The organism is Pseudomonas sp. RW407, from assembly GCF_003176655.1.
GTDB lineage: Bacteria > Pseudomonadota > Gammaproteobacteria > Pseudomonadales > Pseudomonadaceae > Pseudomonas > Pseudomonas delhiensis.
Genome location: NZ_QGSL01000107.1, coordinates 620,930 through 638,166 on the forward strand (window position 1 = coordinate 620,930; position 17,237 = coordinate 638,166).

15 protein-coding genes are annotated in these 17,237 nt (G+C 69.8%); all 15 read left to right on the forward strand.

Features of this window, described 5'->3' with window-relative positions:
* Positions 1 to 11: 11 nt before the first annotated feature.
* Entirely contained in the window at positions 12 to 449 is a 438-nt protein-coding gene (gene pedF / locus DK254_RS26860; protein ID WP_109936270.1) for a cytochrome c-550 PedF, read from the forward strand.
* A 7-nt stretch (positions 450 to 456) separates the two neighbouring features.
* A complete protein-coding gene (locus tag DK254_RS26865; RefSeq protein ID WP_109936271.1) occupies positions 457 to 1,338 on the forward strand; it encodes an ABC transporter substrate-binding protein in 882 nt (293 codons plus the stop codon).
* A 14-nt stretch (positions 1,339 to 1,352) separates the two neighbouring features.
* Entirely contained in the window at positions 1,353 to 2,099 is a 747-nt protein-coding gene (locus DK254_RS26870) for a quinoprotein dehydrogenase-associated SoxYZ-like carrier (RefSeq protein ID WP_109936272.1), read from the forward strand.
* Positions 2,100 to 2,126: 27 nt separating this feature from the next.
* Positions 2,127 to 3,056: a quinoprotein relay system zinc metallohydrolase 1 gene (locus DK254_RS26875; protein WP_109936273.1), complete on the forward strand. Its 930-nt coding sequence runs from the start codon at positions 2,127 to 2,129 to the stop codon at positions 3,054 to 3,056.
* A 305-nt stretch (positions 3,057 to 3,361) separates the two neighbouring features.
* Complete coding sequence (locus DK254_RS26880; RefSeq protein ID WP_109936274.1) at positions 3,362 to 5,140, forward strand: methanol/ethanol family PQQ-dependent dehydrogenase; 1,779 nt, start codon at positions 3,362 to 3,364, stop codon at positions 5,138 to 5,140.
* A 493-nt stretch (positions 5,141 to 5,633) separates the two neighbouring features.
* Complete coding sequence (locus DK254_RS26885) at positions 5,634 to 7,154, forward strand: aldehyde dehydrogenase family protein (RefSeq protein WP_109936275.1); 1,521 nt, start codon at positions 5,634 to 5,636, stop codon at positions 7,152 to 7,154.
* Positions 7,155 to 7,753: 599 nt separating this feature from the next.
* Positions 7,754 to 7,825 carry a pyrroloquinoline quinone precursor peptide PqqA gene (pqqA, locus tag DK254_RS26890; protein ID WP_003106462.1) on the forward strand — a complete coding sequence of 24 codons (72 nt, stop codon included), beginning with the start codon at positions 7,754 to 7,756 and terminating at the stop codon, positions 7,823 to 7,825.
* A 47-nt stretch (positions 7,826 to 7,872) separates the two neighbouring features.
* Positions 7,873 to 8,787, forward strand: coding sequence for a pyrroloquinoline quinone biosynthesis protein PqqB (gene pqqB, locus DK254_RS26895; RefSeq protein ID WP_089392308.1), 915 nt, complete (start codon positions 7,873 to 7,875; stop codon positions 8,785 to 8,787).
* Between the two features lie 12 nt (positions 8,788 to 8,799).
* Complete coding sequence (gene pqqC, locus DK254_RS26900; RefSeq protein ID WP_109936276.1) at positions 8,800 to 9,546, forward strand: pyrroloquinoline-quinone synthase PqqC; 747 nt, start codon at positions 8,800 to 8,802, stop codon at positions 9,544 to 9,546.
* Complete coding sequence (gene pqqD / locus DK254_RS26905; RefSeq protein ID WP_109936277.1) at positions 9,546 to 9,824, forward strand: pyrroloquinoline quinone biosynthesis peptide chaperone PqqD; 279 nt, start codon at positions 9,546 to 9,548, stop codon at positions 9,822 to 9,824. The genes pqqC and pqqD overlap by 1 nt, the downstream gene beginning before the upstream one ends.
* Entirely contained in the window at positions 9,796 to 10,941 is a 1,146-nt protein-coding gene (gene pqqE / locus DK254_RS26910) for a pyrroloquinoline quinone biosynthesis protein PqqE (protein WP_089392311.1), read from the forward strand. The genes pqqD and pqqE overlap by 29 nt, the downstream gene beginning before the upstream one ends.
* Positions 10,942 to 10,943: 2 nt before the next feature.
* Positions 10,944 to 12,776 carry a S9 family peptidase gene (locus tag DK254_RS26915; RefSeq protein WP_109936278.1) on the forward strand — a complete coding sequence of 611 codons (1,833 nt, stop codon included), beginning with the start codon at positions 10,944 to 10,946 and terminating at the stop codon, positions 12,774 to 12,776.
* A gap of 81 nt (positions 12,777 to 12,857) precedes the next feature.
* Positions 12,858 to 14,021 (forward strand): alcohol dehydrogenase-like regulatory protein ErcA, encoded by a 1,164-nt coding sequence (gene ercA, locus DK254_RS26920; protein WP_109936279.1) that lies wholly within the window; start codon positions 12,858 to 12,860, stop codon positions 14,019 to 14,021.
* Positions 14,005 to 15,702: a NahK/ErcS family hybrid sensor histidine kinase/response regulator gene (locus DK254_RS26925; RefSeq protein ID WP_109936280.1), complete on the forward strand. Its 1,698-nt coding sequence runs from the start codon at positions 14,005 to 14,007 to the stop codon at positions 15,700 to 15,702. Before ercA ends, DK254_RS26925 begins: the two co-directional genes overlap by 17 nt.
* Positions 15,703 to 15,841: 139 nt before the next feature.
* On the forward strand, positions 15,842 to 17,237 hold a 1,396-nt coding region (locus tag DK254_RS26930; protein ID WP_109937313.1), incomplete at its 3' end, for a sensor domain-containing diguanylate cyclase.

Consider the following 17,237-nt stretch of genomic DNA (forward strand, 5'->3'; position numbering starts at 1 on the left):
GGAATGAAGTGATGAACAAGAAGAACTCCTTGCGCGGCCTGCTGGTGCTGGCCGGCCTCAGTGTCTCGGCCCTGGCCCTGGCCCACGGCAACGTGACCCCGCAAGCGGTGGATACCAAGGGCCTTGAGCCCCTGGGCAAGGAGTGGCGCGACACCAACCCGTACCGCGAGCCCTACGCCAACCACAAGCTGGCGGTGGAGATCGGCTCCTCCGCCTACAACCAGAACTGCGCGCGCTGCCACGGGCTGGAAGCCAAGTCCGGCGGCATCGCCCCCGACCTGCGCAAGCTCGACCTGGGCGCCGAGGGCGACGAGTGGTTCAAGGAACGGGTGATCAACGGCGCGGTGCGCGATGGCGCCGTGTACATGCCGAAGATGGCCGACTACATCAGCCAGGAAGGGCTGTGGGCGATTCGCAGCTACCTGGAAAGCGTGCACGTGGACGAGTGACGCCGCCATGCGCCTGCTCAGCCTGCTGTGCGGCCTGCTCCTGATGCTGGGGCAGGCCGAGGCCAAGGTCCGGCCCTACGAAGACATGGTCGCTTCCGGCGTGCTGCGGGTGGCGGTCTATCAGAACTTCCCGCCCTACAGCTACATGCAGGGCGGCCAGCCCCACGGCATCGACGTCGACCTGGCCACGCGCCTGGCGCAGGGCCTGGGGCTGCGCGCGGAGTTCCTCTGGGTGATCCCCGGCGAGCGCCTGGACGACGACCTGCGCAACTTCATCTGGAAGGGCCACTACCTGCGCCCGGGCGTGGTCGCCGACGTGATGCTGCGAGTGCCCTACGACCGCGACTACTCGAACAAGCGCAACGACGTCGGCGAGCTGGCCAACGACCAGGTGGTGATGTTCGGCCCCTACCAGCGCGAGCGCTGGCAGGTGGTCAACGACGCCCGCCGGCTGCCGCAGGTGGACACCATCGCGGCGTTCCGCGAGCACCGCATCGGCGTGGAGCTGGACAGCGTGCCCTCGTTCTACCTGACCTCGGTGCTGGGCGGCCAGCTCAGCGCCATGACCGTGCACTTCCCCAGTACCCAGGCGGCCTTCGACGCCATGCGCGGCGGCAAGGTGGACGCGGTGATGGCGCTGCGCGGCGAGCTGGACTGGATGCGCGCCCAGGCCCATGACGAGCAGTTGAAGAACGCCGAGAACACCTACCCCAGCCTCGGCCAGCCGGACTGGGACATCGGCATGGCGGTGCACGAGAGCAACCGCCAACTGTCCAACGCCCTCGACGGCGAGCTGGAGGAACTGGTGCGCAGTGGCGAGCTGGCCAAGCTCTACGCCGGCTACGGCGTGCGCTACGAGTTGCCGGGTCTGTACCAGGACGTGCAATAGCACGAGGAGGAGGGATGCGCAGACGTAGCCTGCTGTTGGGCCTGTGCGGCCTGCCGCTGCTGGCCGCGGCGGTGGAGGGCGACCCGGTGCCCTCGGTGATGTGGGACTACCACCACAAGCGCCTGCTCGGCGGCGGGCCCTTCGTCTTCGACGAGCGGGTGAAGCTGAGCGTGCCGCCCTTCGCCGAGGACTCGCGGCAGGTACCGGTGGAGGTGGACGCGCGGCAGCTGCCCGGGCGCTACGAGCGCCTGGTGCTGTGGGCCGAGCTGAACCCCATCCCCCACGTGCTGACGCTCTACCCGGGCAAGGACCTGGAGGCGCTGCTGGCGGTGCGCATCCGCATCGAGCAGGCCACTGCCATCCGCGCCGCCCTGCGCGGCGAGGACGGTGTGTGGCGCGTGGGCTCGGCCTGGGTCGACGCCGCCGGCGGCGGCTGCACCGCGCCCAGCGTGGTGCGCGCCCAGGCCGGCTGGGAGCAGCGCCTGGGCCAGGTGCACGGCGGCGCCTTTTCCCGCGGGCCGAACACGCGCCTGCGCCTGAAGGTGGACCACCCGATGGACAACGGCCTGGTCGGCGGCATTCCGGAGTTCTACCTCGACCACGCCGAACTGCGCACGCCCGAGGGCGAGGTGCTGGCGCGCCTGGACCTGTTCCCGGCGGTGAGCGAGAACCCCAGCTTCAGCTTCGAACTGCGCGGCCATCCCCACGCGAAGCTGTTCCTGCACGACAACAACGGCAACGAATTCGAGGCCGCCCTCTGAGGCGGCCGGCCCGCCCGCGAGGTGCCCATGCGTTACCTGCTGACCTTCCTGCTGCTGCTCTGCACCCAGGTCCTCGCCGACCTGCAGTACCACCTGCAACCCCGGCAGATCGCCGCGGGCACCTGGCTGGTGGAGGGCAGCACCGGGAACTTCGCCAAGGACAACGGCGGCAACATCGTCAACGTCGCCTTCATCGACACCGGCGACGGCATCCTGGTGATCGACACCGGCCCCTCGCGGCGCTATGGCGAGGCGCTGCGCGCGGTCATCCAGCAGACCACCGGCAAGCCGGTGAAGCAGGTGCTGCTGACCCACCACCACCCGGACCACGTCCTGGGCAACCAGGCTTTTGCCGACGTACCCATAGGTGCGCTGGCCGGCACCACCAGGCTGCTGAAGGAACAGGGCAACGCCATGGCGGAAAACATGTATCGCCTGGTGGGCGACTGGATGCGCGGCACCGAGGTGGTGCTGCCGACGCAGGCGGTGGAGCCGGGTGAGCTGCAGGTCGGCACGCACCGCCTGCGCCTGCTGGGCCTGCGTGGCCACACCGGAGCGGACCTGGCGATCCTCGACGAGACCACCGGGGTGCTGTTCGCCGGCGACCTGGTGTTCTACGAGCGCGCCCTGACCACGCCCAACAGCCCCGGCCTGGACGTTTGGCTGGCCGATCTCGATACCCTGCAGGCGCTGCCCTGGAAGCTGATCGTCCCCGGCCACGGGCCCATCGCCACCGACGCCAAGCCCTTCGCCCAGATGCGCGACTACCTCGGCTGGCTCGACGGCGTGATGCGCGAAGGCACCCGCGAAGGCGCGGACATGAACGACCTGCTGCGCACCCCCATCCCCGAACGCTTCGCCGGCATCAGCCTGACGCGCTACGAGCTGATCCGCAGCGTCACCCACCTGTACCCGCGCTACGAGCAGCAGGCCCTGCCGCGTATCGATCAACAATGAGCCGCCCCGGCTCGCGTAGGGCGTATAACCGTTCGCGGTTATACGCCGATACACCGAGGCCATGGCCAACGCCAAGGCCAACCCCGAAGCCGCCGGGGATCGAGGCCAAACGGCGGATAACGCCGTAGGCGTTATGCGCCCTACACCAGGCCCGCTACACCTGCGCCGAGGTTCGGGTATTGCTACCAAGGAACTAGGGAATTCGGCAAAGCGGTCAATTGTTGGCCCACCGCACCGGGCCAAGAATCTGCGGCAGACCGGGAAAACTTCCCGGGTACAACAACAAATCCGCAGAGGTAGCCGCAATGAGACATGCAGGTCCCACCCCTTCCTTCGCGCGCAGCGCGCTCTTCGCCGCACTCGCCCTGGCCAGCCTGGGCGCCCAGGCCGCGGTTACCGACCAGGACATCAGTGACAGCGCCAAGCGCACCGACCAGATCGTGGTCAACGGCATCAACCAGCAGGGCCAGCGCTTCAGCCCGCTGAAGACCCTCAACAGCGACAACGTCAAGGAGCTGCGCCCGGTGTGGGCGCTGTCGTTCGGCGGCGAGAAGCAGCGCGGCCAGCAGGCCCAGCCGCTGGTGAAGGACGGCGTGATGTACGTCACCGCCTCCTACTCGCGGGTGTTCGCCGTGGACGCGCGCACCGGGCGCAAGCTCTGGCAGTACGATGCGCGCCTGCCCGACGGCATCATGCCCTGCTGCGACGTGATCAACCGCGGCGTGGCCCTGTATGGCGACCTGGTGATCTTCGGCACCCTGGACGCCAAGCTGGTGGCGCTGAACAAGGACACCGGCAAGGTGGTGTGGAAGAAGACCGTGGCCGACTACAAGGCCGGCTACTCCATCTCCGCCGCGCCGCTGATCGCCAAGGGCAAGCTGATCACCGGCGTGGCCGGCGGCGAGTTCGGCGTGGTCGGCAAGATCGAGGCGTACGACCCCAGCAACGGCGAGCTGCTGTGGAGCCGCCCGACCGTCGAAGGCCACATGGGCTACGTGTACAAGGACGGCAAGGCCATCGAGAACGGCATCTCCGGCGGCGAGGCCGGCAAGACCTGGCCGGGCGACCTGTGGAAGACCGGCGGCGCCGCGCCCTGGCTGGGCGGCTACTACGACCCGAGCACCGATTCGCTGTTCATCGGCACCGGCAACCCGTCGCCGTGGAACTCGCACCTGCGCCCGGGCGACAACCTGTTCTCCTCCTCGCGCCTGGCGCTGAACCCGGAGGACGGCTCGATCAAGTGGCACTTCCAGACCACCCCCCACGACGGCTGGGACTTCGACGGCGTCAACGAGCTGGTGTCCTTCGACTACAAGGATGGCGGCAAGACCATCAAGGCCGCGGCCACCGCCGACCGCAACGGTTTCTTCTACGTGCTGGACCGCACCAACGGCAAGTTCATCCGCGGCTTCCCCTTCGTCGACAAGGTCACCTGGGCCAAGGGCCTGGATGAGAACGGCCGGCCGATCTACGACGACGCCCACCGCCCCGGCGCGCCGGGCGACGCTACCAAGGGCTCTTCGGTGTTCGTCTCGCCGTCGTTCCTCGGCGGCAAGAACTGGATGCCCATGGCCTACAGCCAGGACACCGGCCTGTTCTACGTGCCCTCCAACGAGTGGGGCATGGACATGTGGAACGAGAACGTGACCTACAAGAAGGGCGCGGCCTACCTGGGCGCCGGCTTCACCATCAAGCCGCTGAACGAGAAGTACATCGGCGTGCTGCGCGCCATCGACCCCAAGACCGGCAAGCAGGTCTGGCGCTACGAGAACTACGCGCCGCTGTGGGGCGGCGTGCTGGCCACCCACGGCAACCTGGTGTTCACCGGCAACCCCGAGGGCTACCTGATGGCCTTCGACGCCAAGACCGGCAAGAAGCTCTACGAGTTCAACACCGGCTCGGGCGTGATCGCTTCGCCGATCACCTGGGAGATGGACGGCGAGCAATACGTTACCGTGCTTTCCGGCTGGGGCGGCGCCGTGCCGCTGTGGGGCGGCGAGGTGGCCAAGCGCATCAAGGACCTGGACCAGGGCGGGATGATCTGGACCTTCAAGCTGCCGAAGGACCTGGTGAGCAAGCGCTGAGTTCGCTGGGGTGAGGGCAGGGGGCTGGCCGGGTGCCGGCCCTTTGCTTTTTGGCTTTTTGGCTTTTTGCTTTTTGTAGGAGCGAGCTTGCTCGCGAACGGTGGCTCCCGGCGGCTGCGGTGCAAGCACTGACGCCGTTCCCTCTCCCTAACCCTCTCCCTGAAGGGAGAGGGGACCGTTCGGCGTGTGCTGATATTTCGATGTTAGCCGGCTTGCATCGAGTCTCCGGCTGAAACCAGAGCCCTTCTCGGCACGGACTAGCCCCCTCTCCCTTCAGGGAGAGGGCTGGGGAGAGGGCGCGGAGCAACCCCAAACGCCAATACCGCCGGCTAACGCCATTCGCGAGCAAGCTCGCTCCTACGAACACCCCCCTCTACTACCAAATAACTATCCCCTCACGCCCATGGGCGCATTCCTGGCCGGCGCGGGCGCTGCCTAAGATCGCCGCAAGGCCCGGGCTTGGTGCGCCGGGACGCCACAGGAGAGCTTCGCCATGATCTACGCCCCACCCGGAACCCCCGGTGCCGTCGTCACCCTCAAGCCGCGCTATGGCAACTACATCGGCGGTGAATTCGTGCCGCCGGTGCTGGGCCAGTATTTCACCAACACCTCGCCGGTGAACGGCCAGCCGATCGCCGAGTTCCCCCGTTCCACCGCCGAGGACGTGGAGCGCGCGCTGGACGCCGCCCATGCCGCCGCCGATGCCTGGGGCCGCACCTCGGTGCAGGAGCGCTCGCTGATCCTGCTGAAGATCGCCGACCGCATCGAGCAACACCTGGAACAGCTGGCAGTGGCCGAGACCTGGGACAACGGCAAGGCCGTGCGCGAGACGCTCAACGCCGACGTGCCCCTGGCCGCCGACCACTTCCGCTACTTCGCCGGCTGCATCCGCGCCCAGGAAGGTGGCGCCGCCGAGATCAACGACAGCACCGTGGCCTACCACATCCACGAGCCGCTGGGCGTGGTCGGGCAGATCATCCCGTGGAACTTCCCGCTGCTGATGGCCGCCTGGAAGCTGGCCCCGGCCCTGGCCGCCGGCAACTGCATCGTGCTCAAGCCGGCCGAGCAGACGCCGCTGTCGATCATGCTGCTGGCCGAGATCGCCGGCGACCTGCTGCCGCCGGGCGTGCTCAACATCGTCCAGGGCTTCGGCAAGGAGGCGGGGCAGGCCCTGGCCACCAGCAAGCGCATCGCCAAGATCGCCTTCACCGGCTCCACCCCGGTGGGCTCGCACATCCTCCACTGCGCCGCGGAGAACATCATCCCGTCCACCGTGGAGCTGGGCGGCAAGAGCCCGAACATCTTCTTCGACGACATCATGCGCGCCGAGCCGAGCTTCATCGAGAAGGCCGCCGAAGGCCTGGTGCTGGCCTTCTTCAACCAGGGCGAGGTGTGCACCTGCCCGTCCCGCGCGCTGGTGCAGGAGTCCATCTTCGAGCCGTTCATGGCCGAGGTGCAGAAGAAGATCGCCCAGATCAAGCGCGGCAACCCGTTGGACACCGAGACCATGGTCGGCGCCCAGGCCTCGCAGCAGCAGTACGAGAAGATCCTCTCCTACCTCGACATCGCCCAGAACGAGGGCGCCCAGCTGCTGGCCGGCGGCCAGAGCGAGCGCCTGTCCGGCGACCTCGCCAGCGGCTACTACATCCAGCCCACGCTGCTGAAGGGCCACAACGGCATGCGCGTGTTCCAGGAGGAAATCTTCGGCCCGGTGGTGGGCGTCACCACCTTCAGGGACGAAGCCGAGGCCCTGGCCATCGCCAACGACACCGAGTTCGGCCTGGGCGCCGGCGTCTGGACCCGCGACATCAACCGCGCCTGGCGCATGGGCCGCGGCATCAAGGCCGGCCGCGTGTGGACCAACTGCTACCACCTGTACCCGGCGCACGCCGCCTTCGGTGGCTACAAGAAGTCCGGCGTGGGCCGCGAGACCCACAAGATGATGCTCGACCACTACCAGCAGACCAAGAACCTGCTGGTGAGCTACGACGTCAACCCGCTGGGCTTCTTCTGAGGTAGACCGGCCGCCCGCGAACCCGTCCCCATCCGAGGGGCGCGGGCCGGTTCCGGCAAGCGTGTTCAACACCCGCGCCCGGCGCTCCACCGGGCCACCTTTTTTCGATGCGCCCGTCCGTGGGCGACCCGTGCGTCCCTCCCACTTCCGGGCGCGGCGGGACTGTCGAGCGCGGCTTTGGCCGCGTTTTTTGTTTTTGGGGGGAGGGGGCTTGGGTGCCTCGCGGTGATCGCGGTGTCTTGGTGTGACTCCGCTCCCTCTCCCCAGCCCTCGGCTGCGCGCCCCGCCCTGAAGGGAGAGGGGGCCAGTCCGTGCCGAGAAGGGAAATGGAGTCAGTTGGGAATCCCGCAGTTGCCGGCTAACGCCGAAACACCCGCGCACGCCGAACGGTCCCCTCTCCCTTCAGGGAGAGGGTTAGGGAGAGGGAACGGCATCAACGCTCGCACCCCTGCAACCGGGAGGCACATCCACAAAAAAGCCGTCCCCCCTCCCTACCAAATCAGGGGGAAAACTCCTTCGAAAGTATCATTCGGAGGACCCACCCCCGGTGTTTAACTCGACCTGCCGGAATCGCCGGCCAACAAGAAGAGGACAGACCCATGTGGACCAAGCCTAGCTTCACCGACCTGCGCCTTGGCTTCGAAGTGACCCTGTACTTCGCCAACCGCTGATCCACCCGGCCCCGGTCTTCCGGGGCCCCTGCCCACGGGGCACTGTCATGCACATCCGTATTCTCGGTTCGGCCGCCGGTGGCGGCTTCCCGCAGTGGAACTGCAACTGCCGCAACTGCCATGGCGTGCGCACCGGCCAGGTGCTGGCGCAACCGCGCACGCAATCCTCCATCGCCCTGTCCGACGACGGCGAGCGCTGGATCCTCTGCAACGCCTCACCCGACATCCGCGCCCAGCTCGCCGCCTTCCCGGCCCTGCAGCCGGCACGCAAGGTCCGCGACACGGCGATCGCCGGCATCCTCCTGCTGGACAGCCAGATCGACCATTGCACCGGCCTGCTCAGCCTGCGCGAGGGCTGCCCGCACGACGTCTGGTGTACGCGCATGGTCCACCAGGACCTCTCCACCGGCTTCCCGCTGTTCAGCATGCTGCAGCACTGGAACGGCGGCCTGCGCCACCACCTGATCGAGCTGGACGGCGCACCCTTCAGCGTTCCCGCCTGCCCGAACCTGCGCTTCACCGCCATCCCCCTGCGCAGCGCCGCGCCGCCGTATTCGCCGCACCGCCACGACCCGCACCCGGGCGACAACATCGGCCTGTTCGTCGAGGACCTGGGCAGCGGCGGCAAGCTGTTCTACGCCCCCGGCCTGGGCCAGGTGGACGACGCCCTGCTGGGCTGGATGCGCCGCGCCGACTGCCTGCTGGTGGACGGCACCCTGTGGCGCGACGACGAGATGCGCCGCTGCGAGGTGGGCGACAAGCTCGGCAGCGAGATGGGCCACCTGGCCCAGAGCGGCCCCGGCGGCATGCTCGAAGTGCTGGACGGCGTGCCCGGGCCGCGCAAGGTGCTCATCCACATCAACAACACCAACCCCATCCTCGACCCGGCCTCGCCCGAGCGCGCCCAGCTGGACGCCCGCGGCGTCGAAGTGGCCTGGGACGGCATGGCCATCCACCTGTAGAGGGAGTACGCGATGAACGCCGCCATGAGCCCCGCCGAATTCGAGCAGGCGCTGCGCGCCAAGGGCGCCTGCTACCACATCCACCACCCGTTCCACGTGGCCATGTACGAGGGCCGCTCCACCCGCGAGCAGATCCAGGGCTGGGTGGCCAACCGCTTCTACTACCAGCTGAACATCCCGCTGAAGGACGCCGCCATCCTGGCCAACTGCCCGGACCGCGACACCCGCCGCGAGTGGGTGCAGCGCATCCTCGACCACGACGGCCGTCCCGGCGAGCCCGGCGGCATCGAGGCCTGGCTGCGCCTGGCCGAGGCGGTGGGGCTGGAGCGCGAGCAGGTGCTGTCCCAGGAACTGGTGCTGCCCGGCGTGCGCTTCGCGGTGGACGCCTACGTCAACTTCGCCCGCCGCGCCAGCTGGCAGGAGGCCGCCAGCAGCTCGCTGACCGAGCTGTTCGCCCCGCATATCCACCAGTCGCGGCTGGACGCCTGGCCGCAGCACTACCCGTGGATAGACGCGGCCGGCTACGACTACTTCCGCAGCCGCCTGTCCCAGGCGCGCCGCGACGTCGAGCACGGCCTGCGCATCACCCTCGGGCACTACCGCACCCGCGAGGCCCAGGAACGCATGCTGGAGATCCTGCAGTTCAAGCTCGACGTGCTCTGGAGCATGCTCGACGCCATGAGCATGGCCTACGAGCTGGAGCGCCCGCCTTACCACACGGTCACCCGCGAGCGCATCTGGCACCGGGGGCTGCTGTGATGAGCCTGCCCTCGCTGGACAGCGTGCCGCGCATCCGCCGCGGCTTCCGCCTGCAGTTCGAGCCGGCCCAGGGTTGCCACGTGCTGCTCTACCCCGAAGGCATGGTCAAGCTCAACGACAGCGCCGGGGAAATCCTCCAGCGCGTCGATGGCCAACGCGACGTGGCGGCGATCATCGCCGAGCTGAGCAAGAGCTTCCCCGGCGTGCCGGGCATCGACGAAGACATCCTGGCGTTCCTCGAGGTGGCCCATGCGCAATTCTGGATCGAGCTGCACTGAAGGCGCCGGCCCGCCGCTGTGGCTGCTGGCCGAGCTGACCTACCGCTGCCCGCTGCAGTGCCCGTACTGCTCCAACCCGCTGGACTTCGCCAAACAGGGCGGCGAGCTTTCCACCGCCGAGTGGATCGAGGTGTTCCGCCAGGCACGCGAGCTGGGCGCCGCGCAACTGGGCTTCTCCGGCGGCGAGCCGCTGCTGCGCCAGGACCTCGCCGAACTGATCGGCGCGGCCCGCGGGCTGGGCTTCTACACCAACCTGATCACCTCCGGCATCGGCCTGACAGAGGCGCGCCTGGCGCAGTTCGCCGAGGCCGGGCTGGACCACATCCAGATCAGCTTCCAGGCCGCCGACGAGGAGGTGAACAACCTGCTCGCCGGCTCGCGCAAGGCCTTCGCCCAGAAGCTGGCCATGGCCCGCGCGGTGAAGGCCCACGGCTACCCGATGGTGCTCAACTTCGTCACCCACCGGCACAACATCGACAACATCGGGCGCATCATCGAGCTGTGCATCGAACTGGAGGCGGACTTCGTCGAACTCGCCACCTGCCAGTTCTACGGCTGGGCCGAACTCAACCGCGCCGGCCTGTTGCCCACCCGCGCGCAGCTGGAGCGCGCCGAGCGCATCACCAACGAATACCGCGAGCGCCTGGCCGCCGCCGGCAACCCCTGCAAGCTGATCTTCGTCACCCCGGACTACTACGAGGAGCGGCCCAAGGCCTGCATGGGCGGCTGGGCCAGCGTGTTCCTCGACGTCACCCCCGACGGCACCGCGCTGCCGTGCCACAGCGCGCGGCAGTTGCCGGTCAAGTTCCCCAACGTGCGCGAGCACAGCCTGCAGCACATCTGGTACGAGTCCTTCGGCTTCAACCGCTACCGCGGCGATGCCTGGATGCCCGAGCCGTGCCGCTCCTGCTCGGAGAAGGAGCGCGACCACGGCGGCTGCCGCTGCCAGGCCTACATGCTCACCGGCAATGCCGACGCCACCGACCCGGTGTGCGCCAAGTCGGAGCACCACGGGCTGATCCTCGACGCCCGGCGCCAGGCCGAGGAAGCGCCGCAGGGCCTGGACCAGCTCACCTGGCGCAACCAGCGTGCCTCGCAGCTGATCTGCAAGGCCTGAGGGTGCGCAGCCTGGCCTACGGCGACTGGCCCAGCGCCTGGAGCGCCGAGCGCGCGGTGGCGGCGGGGCGCGACTTCGCCGAACTGCACGCGGCCCATGGCGGGCTGCTGTGGCTGGCGTTCGAGCCGCGCAGCGCACGCTGCCGCCTGTACCTGTGGCGCGCCGGCGAGCTGCGGGAGCTGACGCCGCCCGGTGCCTCGGCGCGCAGCCGCGTCTACGAGTACGGCGGCGGCGCCTGCTGCGCCACCGCCGACGGCGCGGCCTGGGTGGAGGAGGGCGACCAGCAGGTGCGCTGGCTGCGCTTCGGCGAGCCGCCCCGGCAACTGACGGCGCGGCCGCAATGCCGCTATGGCGACCTGCACTACGTGGCGGCCTGGAACGCGCTGCTGGCGGTGGAGGAAAGCCGCGAGGGCGACGCGGTGGTGCACCGCATCGTGCGCCTGGCGGCCGACGGCGCGCGCCAGGTCGTCGCCGAGGGCGCGGACTTCTACGCCGCGCCGCTAGCCGCGCCCGACGGGGCGCGCATCGCCTGGGTGGAATGGGACCGCCCGCAACAACCCTGGACCGCGACCCGCCTGTGCCTGCTGCAGGACGGCCTGCGCCGCTGCCTGGCGGGCGAGGGCGGCGGCGAGTCGATCCAGCAACCGCGCTTCGACGGCCAGGGCAGCCTGCACTGGCTGAGCGACCACAGCGGCTGGTGGCGCCCCGAGGTCGAGGATGGACAAGCCGGTGCCTTCGCCGCCGCCGACCATGCCCCGGCGCCCTGGCAACTGGGCGGGCGCAGCTACCTGCCCTTGCCCGGCGGCGAAATGCTGCTGAGCCGCTTCGAGGAAGGCCGCGGGCTGCTGGTCCTGCGCGCTGCCGAGGGCGGCGAACGGCGCCTGGCCCCGGACTTCTCGCGCTTCCGCGCCCTGGCCGCCGACGCCACGCATTTCTATTGCATCGCCGCCGCCGAGGACCGCCTGCCGGCGGTGCTGGCCATCGGCCGCGACGATGGCCACGTACAGCTGCTCTGCGGCGGCGAGTGCCCGCTGCAGGAGGCCGAGCTGTCGCGCCCGCAGCCCTTCGCCTACCCGGTGGCCGGCAACGAGCGCGGCCACGGCTTCTTCTACCCGCCGCGCAATGCCCAGTGCCGCGGCCCGGCGGGGCGGCGGCCGCCGCTGGTGGTGTTCCTGCATGGCGGGCCGACCTCGGCCTGCTACCCGGCGTTCGATGCGCGCATCCAGTTCTGGACCCAGCGCGGCTTCGCCGTGGCCGACCTCAACCACCGCGGCAGCGCCAACTTCGGCCGCGCCTACCGCGAACGGCTGCGCGGCGAATGGGGCAGGGTGGAGGTGCAGGACATCTGGGCGGCGGTGGTGCGGCTGGCCGCCGACGGGCTGATCGACCGCCAGCGGGTGTTCGTCCGCGGCGCCAGCGCCGGCGGCTACAGCGCGCTCTGCGCCCTGGCCTTCGTCGGCGGCTTCCGCGGCGGCGCCAGCCTCTATGGCGTCAGCGACCCGCTGGCGCTGGGGCGGGTGACGCACAAGTTCGAGGCCGACTACCTCGACTGGCTGATCGGCGACCCGCAGCGCGACGCCCGCCGCTACCGGGCGCGCACGCCGCTGCTGCACGCCGCGCGTATCCAGGCGCCGGTGATCTTCTTCCAGGGCGAGCTGGACGCGGTGGTGGTGCCCGAGCAGACCCGCGCCATGGTCGCCAGCCTGCGCCAGCGCGGCCTGGCCGTGGAATGCCACCTGTACCCCGGCGAGCGCCACGGCTTCCGACAGGCGGCCAACCTGGCCCACGCGCTGGATGCCGAGTGGCGCTTCTACCGCGCGCTGCTGGGCGGCTGACGGTCTGGCCAAGGTCGCATTGCAATCGCCGACGGATGCAGTAGGCTCGCGGAAACATTTCATAACAAGAACAAGCACCCCATGAGCCACGACCTCAGCCTGCTGCGCAAATTCGTCTCGCCAGAGATCATCTTCGGTGCCGGCTGCCGGCATACCGTCGCCAACTACGCCAAGACCTTCGGCGCCCGCAAGGTGCTGCTGGTGTCCGACCCCGGCGTGCTCGCCGCCGGCTGGGTGGCCGACGTGCAGGCCAGCCTGGCCGGGCAGGGCATTGACCATTGCCTGTACACCGACGTATCCCCAAACCCGCGCGTGGAAGAAGTGATGCGCGGCGCCGAGCTGTACCGCAGCGAAGGCTGCAACGTGATAGTCGCGGTCGGCGGCGGCAGCCCCATGGACTGCGCCAAGGGCATCGGCATCGTCGCCGCCCACGGCCGCAACATCCTCGAGTTCGAGGGCGTGGACAAGCTGCGCGTGCCCAGCCCGCCGCTGATCCTCATCCCCACCACCGCCGGCACCTCGGCCGACGTCTCGCAGTTCGTCATCATCTCCAACCAGGACGAGCGCATGAAGTTCTCGGTGGTGAGCAAGGCGGTGGTGCCCGACGTGTCGCTGATCGACCCGGAAACCACCCTGAGCATGGACCGCTTCCTTTCCGCCTGCACCGGCATCGACGCCCTGGTGCACGCCATCGAGGCCTTCGTCTCCACCGGCCACGGCCCGCTCACCGACAGCCACGCGCTGGAGGCCATGCGCCTGATCGACGGCAACCTGGTGCAGATGATCGCCAACCCCGACGACATCGCCCTGCGCGAGAAGATCATGCTCGGCAGCATGCAGGCCGGGCTGGCCTTCTCCAACGCCATCCTCGGCGCGGTGCACGCCATGTCCCACAGCCTGGGCGGCTACCTCGACCTGCCCCACGGGCTGTGCAACGCGGTGCTGGTGGAGCACGTGGTGGCCTTCAACTACAACGCCGCGCCCGAGCGCTTCAAGGTGATCGCCGAGACCTTCGGCATCGACTGCCGCGGCCTGACCCACGCGCAGATCCGCCAGCGCCTGGTCGAGCACCTGATCGCCCTCAAGCGCGCCGTGGGCTTCCACGAGACCCTCGGCCCGCACGGCGTGGGCATCTCCGACATCCCCTTCCTGTCGCGCCACGCCATGCAGGACCCGTGCATCCTCACCAACCCGCGCGAGTCCAGCCAGCGCGACGTCGAGGTGGTCTATGGCGAGGCCCTCTGAGCCCCAGCAGGACGCCCTGGCGGCGCTGCTCGGCCTGGGCAGCCACTCCACGCGCAAGAGCCACTACCCCGAGCTGCTGGCGCGCCTGGAGGAACTGGAAACCGAGCGCAACCGCTACAAGTGGCTGTTCGAGCACGCCGTGCACGGCATCTTCCAGGCCAGCCTCAGTGACGGGCTGCGCGCGGCCAACCCGGCCCTGGCGCGGATGCTCGGCTACGCCGACCCGCAGCAGGTGCTGTGGAACCTGCAGGACATGGCGACCCAGCTGTTCGCCGGCGGCGAGGCGGAGATGCGCCGCATCCGCGACCTGCTGCGCGAGCAGGGCGGGCTGTTCGGCTACGAGACGCGCCTGCTGCGCAAGGACGGCAGCCACGTCGACGTGCTCATGAACCTGCTGCTCAAGCCCGACGAGGAAGGCCTGGTGGAAGGCTTCGTCGCCGACATCACCGAGCGCATCCTGGCCCAGCAGCGCCTGCAGACCCTGAACGAGGAGCTGGAGCAGCGAGTGGCCGAACGCACCGGCGAGCTGGAAGCGCTGAACCAGCAGCTGCGCGAGGCGCGCGACGCCGCCGAGGCGGCCAACCGCAGCAAGGACAAGTACCTGGCGGCGGCCAGCCACGACCTGCTGCAGCCGCTCAACGCCGCGCGGCTGCTGGTGGCCACCCTGCGCGAGCGGCAGCTGCCGGGCGCCGAGCAGCAACTGGTGGAGCGCACCCACCAGGCCCTGGAAGGCGCCGAGAACCTGCTGACCGACCTGCTGGAGATCGCCCGCCTGGACCAGAGCGCGATCCGCCCGGACCTGGACGTGCACGGCCTGGACGAACTGCTCGGCCCGCTGGCCTCGGAGTTCGAAAGCGTGGCGCTGTCGTCCGGCCTGCAACTGCGGGTGCGCATCCCCAACCTGTCGGTGCGCACCGACGCCCGCCTGCTGTCGCGCATCCTGCGCAACTTCCTCAGCAACGCCTGCCGCTACACCGGCCATGGTGGCGTGCTGCTGGCCGCGCGGCGGCGCGGTGCCAGCGTGCGCCTGGAAGTGTGGGACACCGGCCGCGGCATCCCGGCAGACCAGCTGCAGGCGATCTTCCTCGAATTCAACCAGCTCGACGCCGGCCGCGCCGCCGAGCGCCAGGGCGTGGGCCTGGGCCTGGCCATCGTCGACCGCATCGCCGGGCTGCTCGGCTGCGCGGTGCAGGTGCGCTCGGTGCCCGGGCGCGGCTCGCTGTTCGCCCTCGAAGTGCCCCTGGCCGAGGCCCTGCCGCCGCGCGCCAGCGGCGATGCCGCGCCGCGCCCGAGCACCGGCGACCCGCTGCCGGGGCGGCGCCTGCTGGTGGTGGACAACGAGACCTCGATCCTCTTCAGCATGGCCGCGCTGCTCGGCCAGTGGGGTTGCGAGGTGCTCACCGCCACCGACCGCGACGCCGCCCTGGCGCTGCTCGGGCCGCGGCCGCCGGAGGCGATACTCGCCGACTACCACCTGGACCACGGCGCCACCGGCTGCGAACTGGTGCGCGACCTGCGCCGCCACTACGGCCGCGAGATCCCCGCGGTGATGATCAGCGCCGACCGCAGCGACGACTGCCGCCGCGCCCTGCAGCGCCTGGGCATCCCGCTGCTGAACAAGCCGGTGAAACCGGGCAAGCTGCGCGCGGTGCTCAGCGCCTTGCTCGATGCACCGGCGTGACCGACCGGTCATGGGCGGATTCGCGCTAGCGGGCTAGAATACCCGGCGCGCAGACGGCTGCGCCCGATCGCCGCTGCCGGTCCCGACAGGGGGCCGCGCCGTCCGGCAACGGTTTTCCCCGTGTTGAGCCCGTGATGCCGTGAAGCGTGATACCCGCGTAGCGTCCCTCCTGCTGTTCATGACCTGCGTCTCCCTGGCACTGCTGACCGCCTGGCAGACCTGGTCCTCGCGCGAGCGCACCCTGCGTGACGTCAACACCGACATGCTCAACCTCACCCAGGCGCTGGACTCCTACACCGAGGGTGTCATCCGCCAGTGCGAGGTGCTGCTGCTGGACCTGGCCGACCGCATCGAGAGCGATGGCCTGGGGCCCCTGCAGCTGGAACACCTGCAGGGGTTGCTGGGGCGCCAGCAGGAGGTGCTCAGCCAGGTGCTCGGCATTTCCCTGTTCGACGCGCGCGGCCGCTGGCTGCTGGTGTCCAGCGGCAGCGTCCCGCCGGGGGCGAGCAGCGCGGACCGCGCCTTCTTCATCCACCACCGCGACGACCCCTCGCGGGATATCTTCATCGGCCCGCCGATCCGCAGCCGCTCCACCGGCCAGTGGGTGATCACCGTCAGCCGCCGCCTCGACCACCCGGACGGAAGCTTCGCCGGCGTGGTGGTGGCGACCCTGAGCATCGAGAACTTCCTCGGCCTGTTCGGCCGGCTCGACATCGGCCGCCACGGCGCCATGAGCCTGACCCGCGACAACGGCCAGCTGCTGGTGCGCCATCCCTTCCGCGAGGCCGACATGGGCCGCGACCTGTCGGACTCGCCGCTGTTCACCGACTACCTGCGCCACGCCGACTCCGGCAGCGCCAGCGCCACCTCGCGCCTGGACGGCGTGGAGCGGCTCTACGTGTTTCGCCGCAACGACCACTATCCGCTGGTGACCACGGTGGCGCTGAGCAAGGAGGAGGTCCTGCAGGACTGGCGCACCCAGGCCGAGCTCAATGCCGGCATCGCCCTGGCGCTGCTGGCGGTGCTCGGCCTGACCGGCCAGCGCCTGCTCATCGGCATCCGCCGGCGCACCCGCACCAGCCGCCAGCTCGCCAGCGCCCGCGAGGAACTGCTGCAGGCCAACGACCAGCTGCGCGTGCTGGCCACCCAGGACGCGCTGACCGGCCTGGCCAACCGCCGCTGCTTCGACGAGACCCTGGGCACCGAGGCCCGCCGCTGCGCCCGCGAAGGCGCGCCGCTGTCGCTGCTGCTGATCGATATCGACCACTTCAAGCGCTACAACGACAGCTACGGCCACCAGGCCGGCGACGACTGCCTGAAGGTGGTGGCCGGGCTGCTCAGCGCCTGCGTGCGCCGCCCGGGCGACCTGGTGGCGCGCTACGGCGGCGAGGAACTGGCGGTGATCCTGCCCAGCACCGACGGCGCCGGCGCCGAAGCGGTGGCCCGCGGCTTCCTGCAACGCCTGGCGGCCGAGCGCCTGGAACACCGCGAAAGCCCCTTCGGCGTGGTCACCGCCAGCCTCGGCCTGGCCACCG